At 27.4% G+C, this 16,717-nt stretch carries 14 protein-coding genes; 8 read left to right on the top strand and 6 right to left on the bottom strand.

Going from position 1 to position 16,717, the window contains the following annotated elements:
* The first annotated feature begins 199 nt into the window (after window positions 1–199).
* From NL43_RS07780 to NL43_RS07770, 3 genes are all read left to right on the top strand, one after another.
* A complete protein-coding gene (locus NL43_RS07780) occupies window positions 200–2,071 on the top strand; it encodes an IGHMBP2 family helicase (RefSeq protein WP_069593488.1) in 1,872 nt (623 codons plus the stop codon).
* 390 nt (window positions 2,072–2,461) lie between these two features.
* Window positions 2,462–3,751 (top strand): O-acetylhomoserine aminocarboxypropyltransferase/cysteine synthase family protein, encoded by a 1,290-nt coding sequence (locus tag NL43_RS07775; protein ID WP_069593487.1) that lies wholly within the window; start codon window positions 2,462–2,464, stop codon window positions 3,749–3,751.
* Between the two features lie 261 nt (window positions 3,752–4,012).
* A complete protein-coding gene (locus NL43_RS07770; RefSeq protein WP_069593486.1) occupies window positions 4,013–5,488 on the top strand; it encodes a homoserine O-acetyltransferase in 1,476 nt (491 codons plus the stop codon).
* Between the two features lie 132 nt (window positions 5,489–5,620).
* Here NL43_RS07770 and fbp read toward each other — a convergent pair whose 3' ends face one another.
* Together fbp and NL43_RS07760 are read right to left on the bottom strand one after the other, a co-directional pair.
* A complete protein-coding gene (gene fbp, locus NL43_RS07765) occupies window positions 5,621–6,715 on the bottom strand; it encodes a fructose-1,6-bisphosphate aldolase/phosphatase (RefSeq protein ID WP_069593485.1) in 1,095 nt (364 codons plus the stop codon).
* 207 nt (window positions 6,716–6,922) lie between these two features.
* Entirely contained in the window at window positions 6,923–7,894 is a 972-nt protein-coding gene (locus NL43_RS07760) for an isocitrate/isopropylmalate dehydrogenase family protein (protein ID WP_069593484.1), read from the bottom strand.
* A gap of 174 nt (window positions 7,895–8,068) precedes the next feature.
* Here NL43_RS07760 and NL43_RS07755 point away from each other — a divergent pair, with 174 nt between their 5' ends.
* The 4 genes from NL43_RS07755 to npdG all read left to right on the top strand — a co-directional run bounded on the left by NL43_RS07755 (window position 8,069) and on the right by npdG (window position 11,487).
* Window positions 8,069–8,638: a HEAT repeat domain-containing protein gene (locus tag NL43_RS07755; protein WP_069593483.1), complete on the top strand. Its 570-nt coding sequence runs from the start codon at window positions 8,069–8,071 to the stop codon at window positions 8,636–8,638.
* A 236-nt stretch (window positions 8,639–8,874) separates the two neighbouring features.
* The gene (locus NL43_RS07750) at window positions 8,875–9,825 is read left to right on the top strand and encodes a malate dehydrogenase (RefSeq protein ID WP_069593482.1); all 951 of its coding nucleotides are present in this window, start codon (window positions 8,875–8,877) and stop codon (window positions 9,823–9,825) included.
* A gap of 204 nt (window positions 9,826–10,029) precedes the next feature.
* Window positions 10,030–10,605, top strand: a complete 576-nt coding sequence (gene pdxT / locus NL43_RS07745; protein WP_069593481.1) for a pyridoxal 5'-phosphate synthase glutaminase subunit PdxT — start codon at window positions 10,030–10,032, stop codon at window positions 10,603–10,605.
* A 201-nt stretch (window positions 10,606–10,806) separates the two neighbouring features.
* On the top strand, window positions 10,807–11,487 hold the full coding sequence (gene npdG / locus NL43_RS07740) for an NADPH-dependent F420 reductase (protein WP_069593480.1): 681 nt from the start codon (window positions 10,807–10,809) through the stop codon (window positions 11,485–11,487).
* Window positions 11,488–11,829: 342 nt separating this feature from the next.
* Here the strand turns inward: npdG and NL43_RS07735 are convergent, their stop codons facing one another.
* The 3 genes from NL43_RS07735 to NL43_RS07725 all read right to left on the bottom strand — a co-directional run bounded on the left by NL43_RS07735 (window position 11,830) and on the right by NL43_RS07725 (window position 14,844).
* On the bottom strand, window positions 11,830–12,168 hold the full coding sequence (locus NL43_RS07735) for a P-II family nitrogen regulator (protein WP_069593490.1): 339 nt from the start codon (window positions 12,166–12,168) through the stop codon (window positions 11,830–11,832).
* A 13-nt stretch (window positions 12,169–12,181) separates the two neighbouring features.
* Entirely contained in the window at window positions 12,182–13,405 is a 1,224-nt protein-coding gene (locus NL43_RS07730; protein WP_084790469.1) for an ammonium transporter, read from the bottom strand.
* A gap of 290 nt (window positions 13,406–13,695) precedes the next feature.
* Window positions 13,696–14,844, bottom strand: coding sequence for an alanine--glyoxylate aminotransferase family protein (locus NL43_RS07725; RefSeq protein WP_069593479.1), 1,149 nt, complete (start codon window positions 14,842–14,844; stop codon window positions 13,696–13,698).
* A 266-nt stretch (window positions 14,845–15,110) separates the two neighbouring features.
* On the opposite strand from NL43_RS07725, the gene NL43_RS07720 reads away from it, so the two are divergent.
* Entirely contained in the window at window positions 15,111–15,848 is a 738-nt protein-coding gene (locus NL43_RS07720) for a 6-hydroxymethylpterin diphosphokinase MptE-like protein (RefSeq protein WP_069593478.1), read from the top strand.
* Window positions 15,849–16,171: 323 nt separating this feature from the next.
* Here the strand turns inward: NL43_RS07720 and NL43_RS07715 are convergent, their stop codons facing one another.
* Complete coding sequence (locus tag NL43_RS07715) at window positions 16,172–16,456, bottom strand: hypothetical protein (protein WP_069593477.1); 285 nt, start codon at window positions 16,454–16,456, stop codon at window positions 16,172–16,174.
* Between the last annotated feature and the right edge of the window lie 261 nt (window positions 16,457–16,717).

Raw genomic sequence — 16,717 nt, 5'->3', positions numbered from 1 at the left:
GATGATATGAAATATATTTCATATAGTTGTAGTTATTTTTAACTACATTAAATAATTATATCCTATAAAATGAATATAAGACTTTTAGGATGAGTTTTATATTCATTTTAAAAAATTTTAGATAAACTCTTTTTTTCCTAATTCTTTTAATAATAAGATTTATTAATACAATATATGATAAATAGTATTACTAATTATTATGGTTCAAAATAAATTTATAAATTTAACATATCAATTAAATAATTTAATTAATAATGAAAAAGTAACTAATATCTCTCAAATAGGGCAGGTTATAAGTATTGATAGTAATCTAATTGAAATATCTTTAAAAGAGAAATCAACATTATCTAAAAATACTCCTGTAGAAGTAAACAGGATTAAAGGTATTATTACTGAAAATAATGATAAAAATATCTTTATTCAACTTGAAGATACACCTACTTTTAAAATAAATGATTCTGTAAAAATAAATGATATTCAAAAAGAGGTTATTCTTCGAAAAATACAAGACTTAAAACAAAATATTGAGGGGAATAAATTAAATAAATCAAATTATGCTACATTGGATGTATTATTTAATCAATTTTTACCTAAATTTAATGATAAAAAATATATTATAAGAAATCTTAATAAAAACCAGACAATTGCTGTTAATAATGCTTTATCTGCAGATAAATTTCATATTATACAAGGACCTCCGGGTACGGGAAAAACACATACAATTGTAGAATTAATAAGACAATTATATAAACAAAAGAAAAAATTGTTAATTACAACCCATACTCATATTGCATTAGATAATATTCTTGAAAAATTAACATTTATTCCAGATAATGAAATATTAAGAATAGGTGTTACTCAAAAAATTAGTTCAAATTCTAGAAAATATAGTTTAGATGAACAAATAAAAAGACATGAATTATATCAGGAAATCATAAAACGGGAAAATAAAATAAAATTATTAAATAATATTAAAGAGGAAACTTTTGATACAAATAATGAAATGATTAATGTAGTTCAAGAATCATTTTTATCTAAAATTTTTAGAAGATTAACAAACACTAAAAATAATGAAAATAGCTTCAAGGAAAATGAATCCAATATACAATCTATTAAAAATATTGATGATATAAATGAATTAAATAATGAAATTAATAAAATTAAAGAAAATATACAAAGTGACCTACTTAGACAAGTGTCCATTATTGCTTCAACAGTAATTTCCTCCTCAAATTATTTAACTAGAGATATTGAATTTGATTATATGATTATGGATGAAGCAAGTCAAGTACCATTATATTTATCATTAATTCCCTTAATGAAAACAGATAAATTTATTTTAATAGGTGATGATAAACAATTACAACCAATTGTGAATAACAACGCAACATTAACTATGAATAAATCAATTTTCAATTATTTAATAGAAAAATATCCTGATAATTACACATTTCTTAATATTCAATATAGAATGAATCAAGAAATAGCAGATATTTCAAGTAATTTATATTATTCTGGGAAATTAAAAACATTTCCAAAAATTGCAAATAGAAAAATAAGTGTTACTAATAAGAATTTCTTGTTAAATGATGATCCTATAACTTGTATTGACACATCTAATATAGAATATCATGAATCTTCAAATTCAAATGGATGTTGTAATAAGTATGAAGCACAATTAATTCTAATAATTGTAGAATCATTATTAAAAAATAATATAACTTCTAATGAAATTGGTATAATAACGCCTTATAGAAAACAAAAAATTTATTTGAAGAAGTTATTTAGAGAAAAATCTATTGATGTTGAAATAGATACAATTTATCGTTTTCAAGGAAGAGAAAAAGAGGTTATTTTAATGAGTTTTTGTAAAAGTTCTAATGCTTCTTTAACAAGGTTTCAGGAGAATTTTTTAGCAGATAAAAATCAATTAAATGTTTCAATTACAAGAGCTCGGAAGAAATTAATTATTATTGGTGATTTTTCATTACTTAGTGTTGCTACTAATATTTATGAATTATTAAATCAGATATTCTTTGAAAATATTATTTATCTTGATGATTTCATATAATTTTGATATTTCAGTGCCAAAACATTTATATACTATTGAAAATATAACTATTGTTATATCCTTAATATGTATTTAATATTTAATTAAATATTGTATTACTCTAATTAAATATAACTTTGTTATAAAGTGGTGTTATTTTAATTTTATTTAATAACATGGATTATAACAATTGTTATATTATTATACTTTAATAAAATTATGAATTATTATATAACGGAAATTTTAATAAACAAAAAAAGGAGCAGTGTAAAATGGTTGAAATAATGCGATTATAATTTTATTCAACAGAAAAAAAAACGAAAAAAAACAAAATAAATAAAAAAAGTAAAATGTATAAAATATATAATCAAAAAAAAAATGAAATAAAAATAATTAAAAGGACGTGACATAATGGCTTATGAAATAAAAAATAAAAAAAATATAGCAACAATAGGATTACATGCAGGACAAGAAGAAACAGACGAATCTGGATCAAGAGCAGTACCAATATACCAAACAACATCCTATGTATTCAAAGACACAGATGAAGCAGCAGGAAGATTTGCATTAACAGTACCTGGAAATATATACAGTAGATTAACAAACCCAACCACAGATGCATTCGAAAAAAGAATAGCTGCAATTGAAGGTGGAACAGCAGCATATGCAACATCATGTGGATTAGCAGCTATATTTTACACAATAATTAACCTAACAAAAGTAGGTGACAATATTGTATCAGCAGATAATCTCTATGGTGGAACATTCGAATTATTCGAAAACACATTAGAAGACCTTGGAAGAAGTGTAAAATTCGTAGATTCACAAAAACCAGAAGAATTTGAAGCAGCAATTGATGATAAAACAAAAGCAATATATGTTGAATCAATAGGAAATCCTAAATTAGATGTACCTGACTTTGAAGTACTAGCAGATATTGCTCACAGTCATGGAATACCACTTATAGCAGATAATACAGTAGGTGTAGGTACAATAAGACCATTTGATCATGGAGCGGATATTATTGCAAGTTCTGCAACAAAATATATTGGAGGGCATGGAACAACTCTAGGTGGAGTAATCATAGAAAATGGAAATTTCCCATGGGATAATGGAAACTTCCCAGCACTAGTAGAACCAGATGCAACATACAATGGATTATCATTCTACAAAGATGTAGGTCCAGAAGCTGCTTTCACCACAAGAATAAGAGCAGTACTTGGAAGAGATACTGGAGCAGTACCAAGTCCATTCGGTTCTTTCTTATTACTACAAGGATTAGAAACATTAGATTTAAGAATAAAACAACATGGTGAAAATGCATTAGCAGTAGCAAAACACTTAGAAGCACATCCTAAAGTAGCATGGGTAACTTACTCTGGACTTGAAAGTAGTCCAAACCATGAAATAGCTTCAAAATATGTTGAAAAAGGATATGGTGGAATAGTATCATTTGGACTTAAAGCAGGATATGATGGAGCAATCGACTTTATAAATAATACTGAATTATTATCATTACTTGCAAATATAGGTGATGCAAAATCATTAGTTATCCATCCAGCTTCCACAACACACTCTCAACTAACAGAAGAACAACAAAAAGCAACTGGAGTAACACCTGATCTTATAAGATTAGCTGTAGGTATAGAAGATTTAGAAGATATTCTTGCAGATATTGATCAAGCATTAGAAAAACTTTAAATTAACTAAAAATATAATTTCAAAAAAGAATCATTTATATTACATATATATGAAAGAATCATTTCTCTTTCATATTTAAACTAACCTTCTCATAAAATATTTTACATAATATAGTTTCTTACTTTTTTCATTTTTATTTAAAAAAAATATTAATTTTATAAATTTAACTAAATTAAATCTAAAAAAAGGTAAAAACAATTAAATGTAATTAATAACATATACTTTCATAATTAATTATAATCATTTAAGGGAGGTAAATCCATGGCTAATAGAGAATCAGTAGGTAATGTAGAAACACAATATTTTCACATGAAAGAAGACTTAAACTTAGAAACAGGTAATATTCTAAAAAAACCCACAATTGCATATGAAACTTATGGTCAACTAAATGAAGAAAAAAGTAATGTGATATTAGTTTGTCATGCATTGACTGGAGATGCACATGCTGCAGGATGGCATGAAGGTGATACAAAACCAGGTTGGTGGAATATAATAATTGGTCCTGGAAAACCATTAGATACTACAAAGTATTTTATAATATGTTCAAATGTAATTGGAAGTTGTAAAGGATCAACTGGACCTAGTGATATTAATCCAGATACAAATGATTTTTATGGACTTGATTTTCCAATTATAACTATTGGTGATATGGTTAATGCTCAGAAGAGATTAATTGATTATCTAGAAATACCATACTTATTTGCTGTTATTGGAGGTTCTATGGGTGGTATGCAGGTAATTCAATGGACAATTGAATATCCAAATTTGGTTCGTAATGCTATAATGATAGCATCTGGAGCATATTCAACACCTCAACAAATAGCATTCAATGCAGTAGAACGACGTTCAATAATTGAAGATGTTAATTGGAATGAAGGAAATTATTATCATGCTGATGAAAAACCAGAACAAGGATTATCTGTTGCAAGAATGATTGGTCATATAACCTATCTTAGTAATGAATCCATGTATGAAAAATTTGGGCGAAGATTACAGGATAAACATGATTTTAGTTATGATTTTAGTAATGAATTTCAAGTAGAGAGTTATCTTGAACATCAAGGATTTACTTTTACTAAGAAATTTGATGCTAACAGTTATCTTTATCTTACAAAAACCCTTGATTATTTTGATATAAGGAAAGATAAAGTTTCATTAGAAGAAGCATTAAAACCAGTAAAATCAAGAATGCTTATAATGTCTATCACATCAGACTGGTTATATACACATGAACACATGGAAAACATAGTAATGGCATTACGTGCAAATAATGTTGATGTAATGTATTCAAAATTAAATTCAGAATATGGTCATGATGCATTTTTAATTGAAAATGGACAGATGAATTATATAATAAGTAACTTCTTATCAAAAGCTAGTGTAAAAGATGTAATGTCTCATGGAATACTTACATTACATGATGGAGCTGAAATAAGAGAAGCCGCAGAACTGATGATGAAACACAATAAAACACATATTCCTATAATTGATGATAATGATAAAATTGTAGGTATTGTAACTGCATGGGATTTATCTAAAGCGATAGCTACTGATGCTAAATATATTGATGAAATAATGACACAAGAAGTATTCACATGTCATGAAGATGATTCAATATTTGATGTTACAAATCGTATGAAAGAACATAATATATCAGGATTGCCTGTAATTGATTCAAGTAATAAAGTGATTGGAAGTATAACAACATCACAAATATCAAGTCTATTAGGTACATAGACTTTTATTTTTTTTTAAATATGCTATTTTTTAATAAATTAATATAACTATTTTTTTTTAGAACAAGATTTTTTTTTATACATCTACTATTTTTATAAAAAAAAGGGAGGTTAAGTGTAAATAATTTATAATTTACATATCTTCAAATCTGTCTTCGAGTTTTGAAAGTACACCTGGAAGACTTGTGTATTCCATTTCATCAGCAGGTAATCTATGAGGTTCGAATGGGCCGTGTCTTCTCATGTAATTTGCAACTTTTGTTGCAGTGTTTCTTGCATCATCAAATGCTGGGTCTGCAAACATATCTACAGGTCCAACTAATTTTGCATCACTTACTTGGAAACCAAGTCCAATTACTCGTGGAGGTCCGTCAAATCTTACAGGTCTTGCATCTGCTTGACTAACTGGCATTAAAGGTCCGTTATGTGATCCTCTCATCCATCCACTTACTAAGTGAGGGAATGCGAAAGGTTCGGATGTTTCTCCACCAGCAGGGAATCCTGATTGTGATCTTACAATTGCTACTGGGTCATCTTTACCTACGTATTTTCCAGCTAACATATTTAGTTTATCAGTACTTACTGCTGCTGCGATTTCACCATCAGATCTTCTGAAGATTCTTTTTATTACATATCTTCCTGTGGAACCAATTAATGCTAATAAGTCGTACATTTCATCAGGACAAGACATGGTTACTTTTCTGTTTTCAAGTACATCGTATACTTCAAAGTCAAATCCACCATGTAATGTTGGGTCGATAACTAATCCTGCAGTGTTGAAAGGGTCTGCAAACATTCTGAATAATGGTAAGTTAAATGCTCCTGGTTCTGTTTTGTCACAGCAGTATGCAAATACAGGGTCTGCTCCTCTTTCTTCGAATTCTATTTCTGCACTACCTGGTCCCATACCTTTTATGTTTCCACTGAATGTGTCAGATAATAAGTCTTGACCTGCACCGTATAATTTAAGTCCTTTTGCAACTTCTGCTCCAGCCATGAAAGTATCAAATGCTAATTTGTGTACTTCTTCATTGTCTGGTCCGTTTGTGTGAGTCATAATCATATCTATGTCGTCACCACAATTGGTTATGTAAAAGTCAGTTAATAGTCCTTCTTCTTTTGCTTTTGATAGATAATCATTACATGTATCTTTTAATTTTTGGTGTGTTACTGCGTGTCCACCAACACTACCAATATCTGCTTTAATTATACTTACAGTTGTTTTCATTTGTATTATACCTCCAAGATAAAAAACTTGATATTGACATTTTATTTATATACTTTAAATTAAGTATATTCAAAGAATAGATTTTTTTACTCTTTATAATAAAATAAAAAAAATTTTTTAATATTATATAATACTATTTAATTTGATATTTATAAATTTATTTATTATTTCATTACATTAGATTCAATTTTTAATATTATAAACTAATTATAATTTATGAATTATGGCATTAGCAATATCTTGTGTATTATTATGTCCACCCATGTCTGGTGTTTTGACTTTATTTTCAAGTATAACTTCATCTACTGCATTATGGATAGTATCTGCTTCTTTTTGTAGTCCTAGGAATTCAAGCATTAGGCAACTTGAAAGAATCATTGCAGTAGGGTTAGCTTTATTAAGTCCTGCAATATCAGGTGCAGAGCCATGTACTGGTTCAAATAAACCATTATTATCACCAATATTGGCTGATGGTATTAAACCTAGGCTTCCAAGTAATCCTCCACCTTCATCTGAAAGTATATCTCCAAAGAGGTTTGTAGTTACTATTACGTCAAATATTTCGGGACATGTGATAAGATACATTGCTGTAGCATCTATGTAGAAATCATTTGAATTTATTGATGGATAGTTTTCTGCAAGTTCATAGAATTTATTTTTAAATACTCCATCTGTTTTTGGTAAAACATTTGCCTTATGAATAGCACTTACCTTATTTTTATTAGTTTTTTGTGCATAGTTAAATGCGTAGTTAATTATTCTTTCAGATCCTTTGTATGTTATTTTTCTAAGTGCTATTACTTCATCGCCCTGTTGTTCTTCAAGATGAGAATATAGTCCTTCAGAATTTTCACGTATGATTGTAAAGTCAATATTGGGATTTGTATATGATTTTATTGGTCTTTGATTAACATATAGGTCAAGTTCTCTTCTTAGTGTTACTATGGCACTTTTTTGTTCTGGAATGGAGGTCACTGCTCCAAATAATGTACTGTCACTTTTCATACATTGGTTGATAGTTTCTTCAGGTAGATTTGTTTTATTTTTTTTGTAACATTCTTTTCCTGCTTCTTTAGGAATAAAATCAAATTGTGTATTTAATGTTTCAAGAATATCTATGGTTGGTTTCATGACTTCTTGTCCTATTCCATCTCCAGGTATTATTGTTATTTTATACAATATGGGTTGCTCCTTATTTTTTTTATATTATATAGTTATATACCTATATTTTAGGCATAACCTCTTATTATAATTAGATACTTACTTATATTTATTTTAACTAATATATCCATGATAAAAGTTTATATAAAATAAAAAAAATTGATTTGAATATAATTATAATGAGGAGTTACAATGAGTGCAGAAGATGTAAAAAATGCAATAAAAGATCTCAATGACTTAGATGATTTTGTAAAACTTGAAGCAGAAAGTACTATTTCTATGAATATGCCTGATGAAATAGATGTATTACATGAAGAAATTGTAAAACCATTTTATCATAAAGCAATTAAATTAAGTTTAATTGATATATTAAAATCATTAAAAGAATCCAGTTCTATACCAATTTTTGCAGAATTATTACATGATCAAAATAAATGGGTTAGAAGACAATCAAGTTCTGCATTAGCAGAATATGGGAATGATGCAGTGGATATACTTCTTGAATTAGTAAATGATGAAAATTGGAGAGCTAGAGGTGGGGCTATATGGGCTTTAGCTAAGATAGCAAATCCTGATACCTTAGATGTTTTTATTGATGCACATAATGATGAAAGAAGTTTTGTACGTTCTGGTTGTGTATTTGGTTTAGGTAATATTGGTGGTGATGAAGCTATAACTGTTCTTAAAGAAATGGCTGAATCTGATGAAAGTGGTTATGTTAAAGCTAATGCATTATCTTTCATTGAAAAACTTGAAAGTTAATTTTTAAATTTTTATTTTTTAAGAATTTCTTTATCTAACTTTTTTTTTATAATAATCGTACGTTTCAGGGATTTTATTTTTATGTAAATCTATTTAATAATTATTTTTATTAATATGATTATTATTATTTATTAGAGCAATATTTTATTACTATTATTAACAAATTATTATTTAGTTAAAATAATGGATAATTAATTATTTTTTTATATTAAAAACTTCGAGGGACTTGATATTCAATGGTAAAAATAGCAATAATGGGAGCATCAGGAACAATAGGAAAAAATGTGGCATTTACACTTGCAGAAGAAGATAGTATTGAAGAGATAATTCTTTTTTCCAGACCATCTAGTTATGAAAAAATAATGGGTGAAATATTGGATATGGATGATGCATTAGCAGCTGAAGATACTGATGCTACATTAACAGCATCCTGTGATTATGCTGATTTAGAAGGATGTTCTCTTGTTTTAATTACATCAGGTATACCAAGAAAAGAAGGTATGTCTAGACTTGATTTAGCAGTACCTAATGCAAAAATAGTTCAGGAATATGCAGAACAAATTGCTAAATATGCTCCAGATTCAATAATTTTAATAGTTACTAATCCTGTGGATGTTATGACAACAATTGCTCTTGAAGCTTCTGGATTTGATAAAAAACGGGTTATTGGGTTAGGTAATCATTTGGATTCTTTAAGATTAAAAACAATAATTTCAAAACATTTTCATATTAATAGTGGGGAGGTACATACAAGAGTTATTGGAGAACATGGGGATCATATGGTTCCATTACTAAGTTCTACAACTATTGGTGGTATTCCTTTAAACTATTTTGTTGAAGCAACAGATTTAAAAATTGAAACAGTAATTAACAGATTAAAGAGTGCTGGAAGTACAATTATTAGTAAAAAAGGAGCTACAGAGTATGGTCCATCATATGCTGTATCTAACTTAATTTCAACTATTGTAAATGATAGTAGGAAAATATTGACAGTAAGTACTTATCTTGAAGGAGAAGTTGAAGGAGTTTATGATGTATCGTTGGGTGTTCCTGTTGTTTTATGTAAAAAGGGAATTAAAGATATTGTGCCTGTTAAAATGAATAAATTTGAAAAAGATAACTTTTTTGAAGCAGCCCGTACTGTTAAAAAGGCAACATATGCAGTACAAAATGAACTAGATGACTAGTTAATTAATTATTTTTTTCTAATTTTTATTAACATAACTTATTTTTTTCTATAAATTTTAATTTTTATAATATTTCTTGATTTTTTTAGACTTTTAACAGTTTTATTTAATAATATTGAAATATATAATAATACATAGGATTAATTAATCTTTAATAACAATTATTTTATATTTTAACTAATAGTATATTAAAGGAAAGATAACATGATTATTGGAATTTTAGATTTACAAGGAGATGTAGAAGAACATCAATTAATAACTGAAAAAACATTTAAAGAAATGAATATAGAAGGTACTACAAAATTAGTTAATGTACTTGAAGATATTAAAGACTGTGATGGTTTAATAATTTCTGGTGGAGAAAGTTCTACAATAGGAATGCATCTTAAAAAAACAGGTATTTATGAATATATTAAAACATCAGGAATACCTATTCTTGGAACATGTGCTGGATTAGTTTTACTTTCAGAAAAAACAGATCAAGATCAACCACTTTTAGGTTTAATAAATGCATCAGTAAAAAGAAATGGTTTTGGTAGACAAAGAATGTCTTTTGAAACAGATATTACTTTTAATAATGAAGAATATCATGGTATATTTATAAGAGCACCTTATGTGGATGAAATATCTGGTGATGTTGAAGTATTAAGTAAATATGATGATAAAATTATTGCAGTTAAACAGAATCAGTATATGGGAATCGCATTCCATCCTGAATTAACTGAAGATACATTGGTTCATAAAGTATTTTTAAATGAAGTATTAGATTATATTGCTTAATTAGATAATGTGTATACTATTTTTACTAATTGAGATGTTACTAATTATCTTATTTAATATATATCTTGATTATGTAATTAGGTTTATATACTATTAATATGATATATAATTGTAATGATTAATTATGATGTTTGTTATATTCATATAACAATTTAATCAAAATATTTTTAATATATTAATATAAAAAATGAGGTTATAATAATGAGAATAGCAATTATTGGTGGAACAGGTGCACAAGGATTAAACATTGGAAAAAGATTTGCAATAGCAGGAGAAGATGTAATAATCGGATCTAGAAAAGAAGAAAAAGCACTAACAAAAGTAGAAGAAGCATTAGAACAATTAAAAGATTATGATGACATTAAATTAGAAGGAATGTCTAATGAAGATGCAGCAAAAGCAGGGGATTTATTAATATTAACAGTACCTTTATCTGCACAAAAACCAACAGTACAATCAATTAAAGAGTATGTCGGTGATAAAATAGTACTTGATGCAACAGTGCCATTAGAAACTGCAATAGGTGGATCACCAGCAAGATTCATTGATTTAATGGAAGGATCAGCAGCAGAAAGAACTGCAAAATTACTTAAAAAAACAGATGCTAAAGTAATAGCAGCATTCAATAATGTAAGTAACTCCTTACTTGAAAATATACCAGAACCAATTGATTGTGACTGTCTTATAGCTGGTAATGATAATGAAGCTAAAAAGGTAGTAAAAGAATTAATTGAAAAAATACCTGGAATTGATTGTATTGACTGTGGTAAATTAGAAAAAGCACGAATGATTGAAAAAATCACACCATTACTCATAGGATTAAACATAAAATACAAATCCCATTATGGTGGATTAAGAATCACAGGTATTCCAAAAGAATAATTAAATAAATTAATTATTCTATCTTTTTTTTTAATTAATAATCTATTTTTTTAATTCAGTTTTAGATTAAAACTAGAAATAACTATTTTAATTTAGCTATTCTTTTTAGAAATAAATTTTTCTATATTTAATGTTTAAATAATATTTTTTGATAAAAATAGTTGTTTATTTATTGGTTAAATAAATGAAAAAAGGAGAAATAAGAAAAAACTTATTTTTTACTAATTTATTGTGCTCTTTTTTAAAAGGAATTTAAGGGGAGATTGTATAGATAATTCCTTTTTATAAGCAATATTTCCTTATTATTTTAATAAATTAATTTTTTTTAACTAGTACTTGAAATTATATTGCATCGTTTCCTCGTTCACCAGTTCTTATTCTAATTACTTCCTCTACATTTGTGATGAATATTTTTCCATCACCTACATTTCCTGTTTGAGCTGCTTCACTAATTGCTTGAACTACTTTTTCAACAGACTCATCAGGAACTACTGTGGATATTTTTACTTTAGATAAGAGATCAATTCTGTAACTACTACCTCTGTAGTTTTCTTCAATTCCTAATTGTTCTCCTCTACCTTTTACATCTACAACGGTAATTCCTTTACAATCTACTTTTTCTAATGCATCTTTCACTGCATCAAGTCGTTCATTTCTGATTATGGCTCTAATTTCTTTCATGTTATCATTCCCATTATATTCTGTAACCAAGTTCTTCGTGTTCTTTAGCATCTAAACCTTCGATTTCAGTTCTGTCATCAACTCTAATACCCATAACTTTGTCAAGTACTTTTGCAATTACATATGTGAGTATGAATGAGTATGCTGCTACTGCAACAATACTTATTAATTGTATTACAAGTTGATTAGGGTTACCATATAATAATCCTGCTGCTTCATTAATTGCTGGACATGCGAATATTCCTGTAAGGATTGCTCCCCATGTACCAGATAAACCATGTACTCCAAATGCATCTAATGCATCGTCGTAACCAAGTTTTGGTTTTAAGTATGATATTGCGAAGTAGGATACAAATACTGTTGAAAATCCTATTATTATTGATGCTGGCACATCTACGAAACCTGTTGCAGGTGTAATTGCTACTAATCCTGCTACTGCACCAGTTATTGCACCAAGTACTGTAGGTTTTCCAGTTTTCCATATGTCTATTAATATCCAACCAATCATTGCTGCAGCTGCAGCTGTGTTTGTTGTTATTAATGCGTTTGCTGCTAATCCATTAGCTCCGAGTGCTGATCCTGCATTGAATCCGAACCATCCGAACCATAATAATGCTGCACCGATTACGGAGTATCCTAGGTGGTGAGGTAGTAATCTGGTATCTTTTCTTTTTCCTAGTACTAGTATTAATGCGAGTGCTGCTATACCTGAGTTAAGGTGTACTACTGCTCCTCCTGCGAAGTCTAATGCACCTAATTCGAATAACCATCCTCCACCCCATACCCAGTGAGCTATAGGGATGTATACTAGAGTTACCCATACTGCTACAAAAACAAGCCATGCTTTTGCTTTCATTCTACCTACTATTGCACCTGATATTAATGCAACTGTAATTGCTGCAAATGTTGCTTGGAAAACAACATATAATAATTCAGGTATTGTTGTATCTGGATGAATCATATCTAAACCGATTCCACTAAGGAAGAAATTCGTTGGTATTCCTATTAATCCAGCGATACTTGTTCCAAATGTGAATTGGTAACCATATGCTATCCATATAATACAAGCGATTGCAAATCCTGAGAGTGATAAGAATATTGTGTTTAACACGTTTTTCTTTTTACTCATACCTCCATAGAATAGTGCTAACCCTGGAAGGGTCATAAGCATAACTAATGCTGTGGACATTAGTATCCAGGCTGTATCACCTGTATTTAGTAACGATTCTGCTACCACGTTAAATCCTCCTTATGTTTTATTATTTTTTTTCAATTATTTTATTTTTATTATACGGTTATGTTTTGTTATGTTTCCTGTTTTCTAATTTTTTTTATTTTTTCATAGTTTTTTTATTAAATTTAAATATAATCGGAATTAGGAAATACACTTCCGTTATTAATAGTTTAAATTAGATACTATATAAATGTTTTGATTTAAATAAAATTTTTATAATAAAAATATCAAAAATATTTTTTTTTAAAAAAAGATAAATAAGAGTATAATTCTCTTATTTTAGTTTAAACTAATTAGTTTTTTAGGTATTCATTTTGTAAAGCTGAAACTCCTGCTCCTGCTTCAAATTCAAATCCTAATTCTTTTAAGGTCATTTCTAGACAAGTAAATGTCATAGATAATTCTTGTAATCCTGTAATACCCATATGACCTATTCTGAATACATTTCCTTTTAAGTGGTCTTGTCCACCAGCAATTTCAATTTGATATTTATCTCTCATTGTTCCACGGAGTTCTGCATCAGTTATATTTTCTGGCATTTTAATTGCTGTTAATGTATTTGAACGATCTCCTTCACGAGCAAATAATTCTAATCCTAATGCTTCTGCTGCTGCACGAGTTGCTCTTGCACCTGCATGGTGACGTTTTATACGTGCATCTAAACCTTCTTCTAATACCATACTTAATGCTTCATTCATAGCATATGTTAATGATACATTAGGTGTGTATGGAGTTTGAGGTGGGTTTTTGCTTCCACTTTTTCTCATAGCTTTTAAACTTAAGTAATATGTTGGTTGTTCAAAACTATCAATAACTTTCCATGCATCATCATTAAGAGTAATTGCAGCCATACCTGGTGGTGCTGCAATACATTTTTGTGATCCAGAAAGACATATATCTAATCCATAATCATCTACTTTTACAGTATCTCCTGCAAGTGATGATACAGTGTCAACTACAAATAATGTATCATAGTCTTTCATGATAGCTCCTACTTCTTTAATAGGATTTACTACTGCTGTTGAACTTTCATTATGAATCATTGTTAATGCTTTTGCATCATCATTTTCTTCCATAACTCTTTTAATTTCTGCTGGATCTACTGCTTGACCCCATGGAACTTCTACAGGTATAGATTCTCCACCGAATACTTCTGTTAATTGTTGTAATCTTTCTCCAAATTTACCACTAACTACGTTGATTACTTTGTCACCTTTTTCAACTATGTTAGCAATTGCAGTTTCCATTGCTGAAGTACCTGATCCTGTTAATAAGTATGAATCATTATCTGTTTGAAATACTTCAGACATCATTGCAGTTGTTTCTTTTAAAATTTCTCCATATACTGGTCCTCTATGGTTTACAATAGGTTGTGCCATTGCATCTAATACTCTTTTAGGAACAGTTGTTGGTCCTGGAATCATTAATAATGTATCTTCCATTGGAATTTTGCCTCCAAAATATAATTTTTTTTATAAACGTTTATTTAAAAAATTTTATAATAAGATAGTCTAAAAAAATCAGTTGAATATAAAATGAATGTTAAATATATCCTTTTTTTGAAATTGCACTAAACTTACTATACTTTTTATTTATGTTGTTCATTCTTTTTAATAGTGTAGGATTATATCTTCCGTTCATGTTCAATTATAATATATTAGTTTTTATAAATTATCAATTACTAATATTTTTTTAGAGGGATTGTATTATGAAATATAGAACATATAATAATTGGGATAAATGGTATGATTTAATTTGTGATGATTTTAATTTTAATAAAAAAAATGATGAGTATGCAGCGGATTTCTTAAATAATATGATTATGAAAAAAGGAAAACATGATATAACTCATCACTATTTGCCTGATAAATGTATTGTTTTTGGAGCAGGACCATCCATTAAAAAGCATATACAATTAATTAAACAAGAATTTAATCTTAAAGACTATACTTTAATAGCAGCTGATGGTGCAACAGAAGCACTTCTTGAAGAAAATATTATTCCAACAATAATAGCCACAGACTTGGATGGGAATATAAACAGTATACAAGAATCAAATAAAAAAGGATCAATATTATATGTTCATGCACATGGTGATAATCTAGATAACTTAAAAAAATATGTTCCACTACTAGAAAATATTATTCCAACAACACAATCAAAACCAAAAGAATTACTTGAAAACTATGGTGGATTTACAGATGGTGATAGGGCAGTACATATAGCAGTATATGCATTAGCTATGAAAGAAATTATAATGGCTGGTATGGATTTTGGAGATATAATAACAAGGTATTCTAGGCCTGAAATAAATTCTCAAGTAGGTAAAGCTGATGATTTTAAAAAATTAAAATTAAGTTATGCTGAAAAGTTAATTAATTCCTTAAAAAAAGAAAATTTTCAAGTTAAATTCATAAATCTATTAGATTATACGAATAATCATTAATTATAGAAAATATTATAAAATTTTAATAGACTAATAATTTAGAATAGTTATAGAAAATAAGAAAATAGTTTTGGTAGCAACATATTTTTTTTTAAATAAAAGAAATAAACTGTGACAAGTATAATCAATGAATTTTTTTTAATTATGTTATCACAATTTTATAATTATATGTTTATGTGAGTATAGGTATTATTCTGTAATAAATATTATATATAAAATTACACATATTTTATTAAAATTTCTTTAATTTTAGAAAAATAATTTTAAATGTTTTATTTTATTAAAACTATTTTTATTCTTTTTCATGTTTAATCCTCTAAAATTTAACAGAATACTTCATTTTGAGGTAGGTATTCATATAAATGTAATTCTTTTTTCATTGAATCTAATGTGAATACTAGAATTTTTTTATTAATTTCTATCCATTTGTATTTTTGAAGTGGTTTATCAAATGTATTGAATTTTGTTTTATGATTTAGTCTTATTTCTGCATGGGTTTGTATTTCTTCTATTTTTTTTGTTAACTGGGTATGTTCTTTAATATTTAATCGTTCTAGTTCATTAATTTTTTGTTCAAAATCTTTTTCCATGATTAGTGTATATGCCATTAAATAACACTCCTTAATCTCATGTATATTGTATATTTTTTAAAATTAAGTTAGTTTTTTAATTATTTTATAATATAATTAATAAAATACTTATAAATTTATTCATTGTTTAAAATTTATATTTAATTTCTAAATTAAACTCAGGAAATATTATTATTTAATAAAATTAATCTATTTTACAATATATAAATATTTGTTGTTATTTTTTAAGGCTTATTTTTGGTAGATATTTTCAATTATTTAGATAATAATATTAATTAT

This window comes from Methanosphaera sp. WGK6, from assembly GCF_001729965.1.
In the GTDB taxonomy this organism is placed as follows: domain Archaea; phylum Methanobacteriota; class Methanobacteria; order Methanobacteriales; family Methanobacteriaceae; genus Methanosphaera.
Note: the sequence above shows the minus strand (reverse complement) of the source record. Positions and strands in the feature narration are given on the sequence as shown.

Excerpts from the sequence above, each read along its gene's own strand:
- NL43_RS07780 (WP_069593488.1), top strand. The coding sequence starts at position 200 with ATGGTTCAAAATAAATTTATAAATTTAACATATCAATTAAATAATTTA.
- NL43_RS07775 (WP_069593487.1), top strand. The coding sequence starts at position 2,462 with ATGGCTTATGAAATAAAAAATAAAAAAAATATAGCAACAATAGGATTA.
- NL43_RS07770 (WP_069593486.1), top strand. The coding sequence starts at position 4,013 with ATGGCTAATAGAGAATCAGTAGGTAATGTAGAAACACAATATTTTCAC.
- fbp (WP_069593485.1), bottom strand. The coding sequence starts at position 6,715 with ATGAAAACAACTGTAAGTATAATTAAAGCAGATATTGGTAGTGTTGGT.
- NL43_RS07755 (WP_069593483.1), top strand. The coding sequence starts at position 8,069 with ATGAGTGCAGAAGATGTAAAAAATGCAATAAAAGATCTCAATGACTTA.
- NL43_RS07750 (WP_069593482.1), top strand. The coding sequence starts at position 8,875 with ATGGTAAAAATAGCAATAATGGGAGCATCAGGAACAATAGGAAAAAAT.
- pdxT (WP_069593481.1), top strand. The coding sequence starts at position 10,030 with ATGATTATTGGAATTTTAGATTTACAAGGAGATGTAGAAGAACATCAA.
- npdG (WP_069593480.1), top strand. The coding sequence starts at position 10,807 with ATGAGAATAGCAATTATTGGTGGAACAGGTGCACAAGGATTAAACATT.
- NL43_RS07735 (WP_069593490.1), bottom strand. The coding sequence starts at position 12,168 with ATGAAAGAAATTAGAGCCATAATCAGAAATGAACGACTTGATGCAGTG.
- NL43_RS07725 (WP_069593479.1), bottom strand. The coding sequence starts at position 14,844 with ATGGAAGATACATTATTAATGATTCCAGGACCAACAACTGTTCCTAAA.
- NL43_RS07720 (WP_069593478.1), top strand. The coding sequence starts at position 15,111 with ATGAAATATAGAACATATAATAATTGGGATAAATGGTATGATTTAATT.
- NL43_RS07715 (WP_069593477.1), bottom strand. The coding sequence starts at position 16,456 with ATGGCATATACACTAATCATGGAAAAAGATTTTGAACAAAAAATTAAT.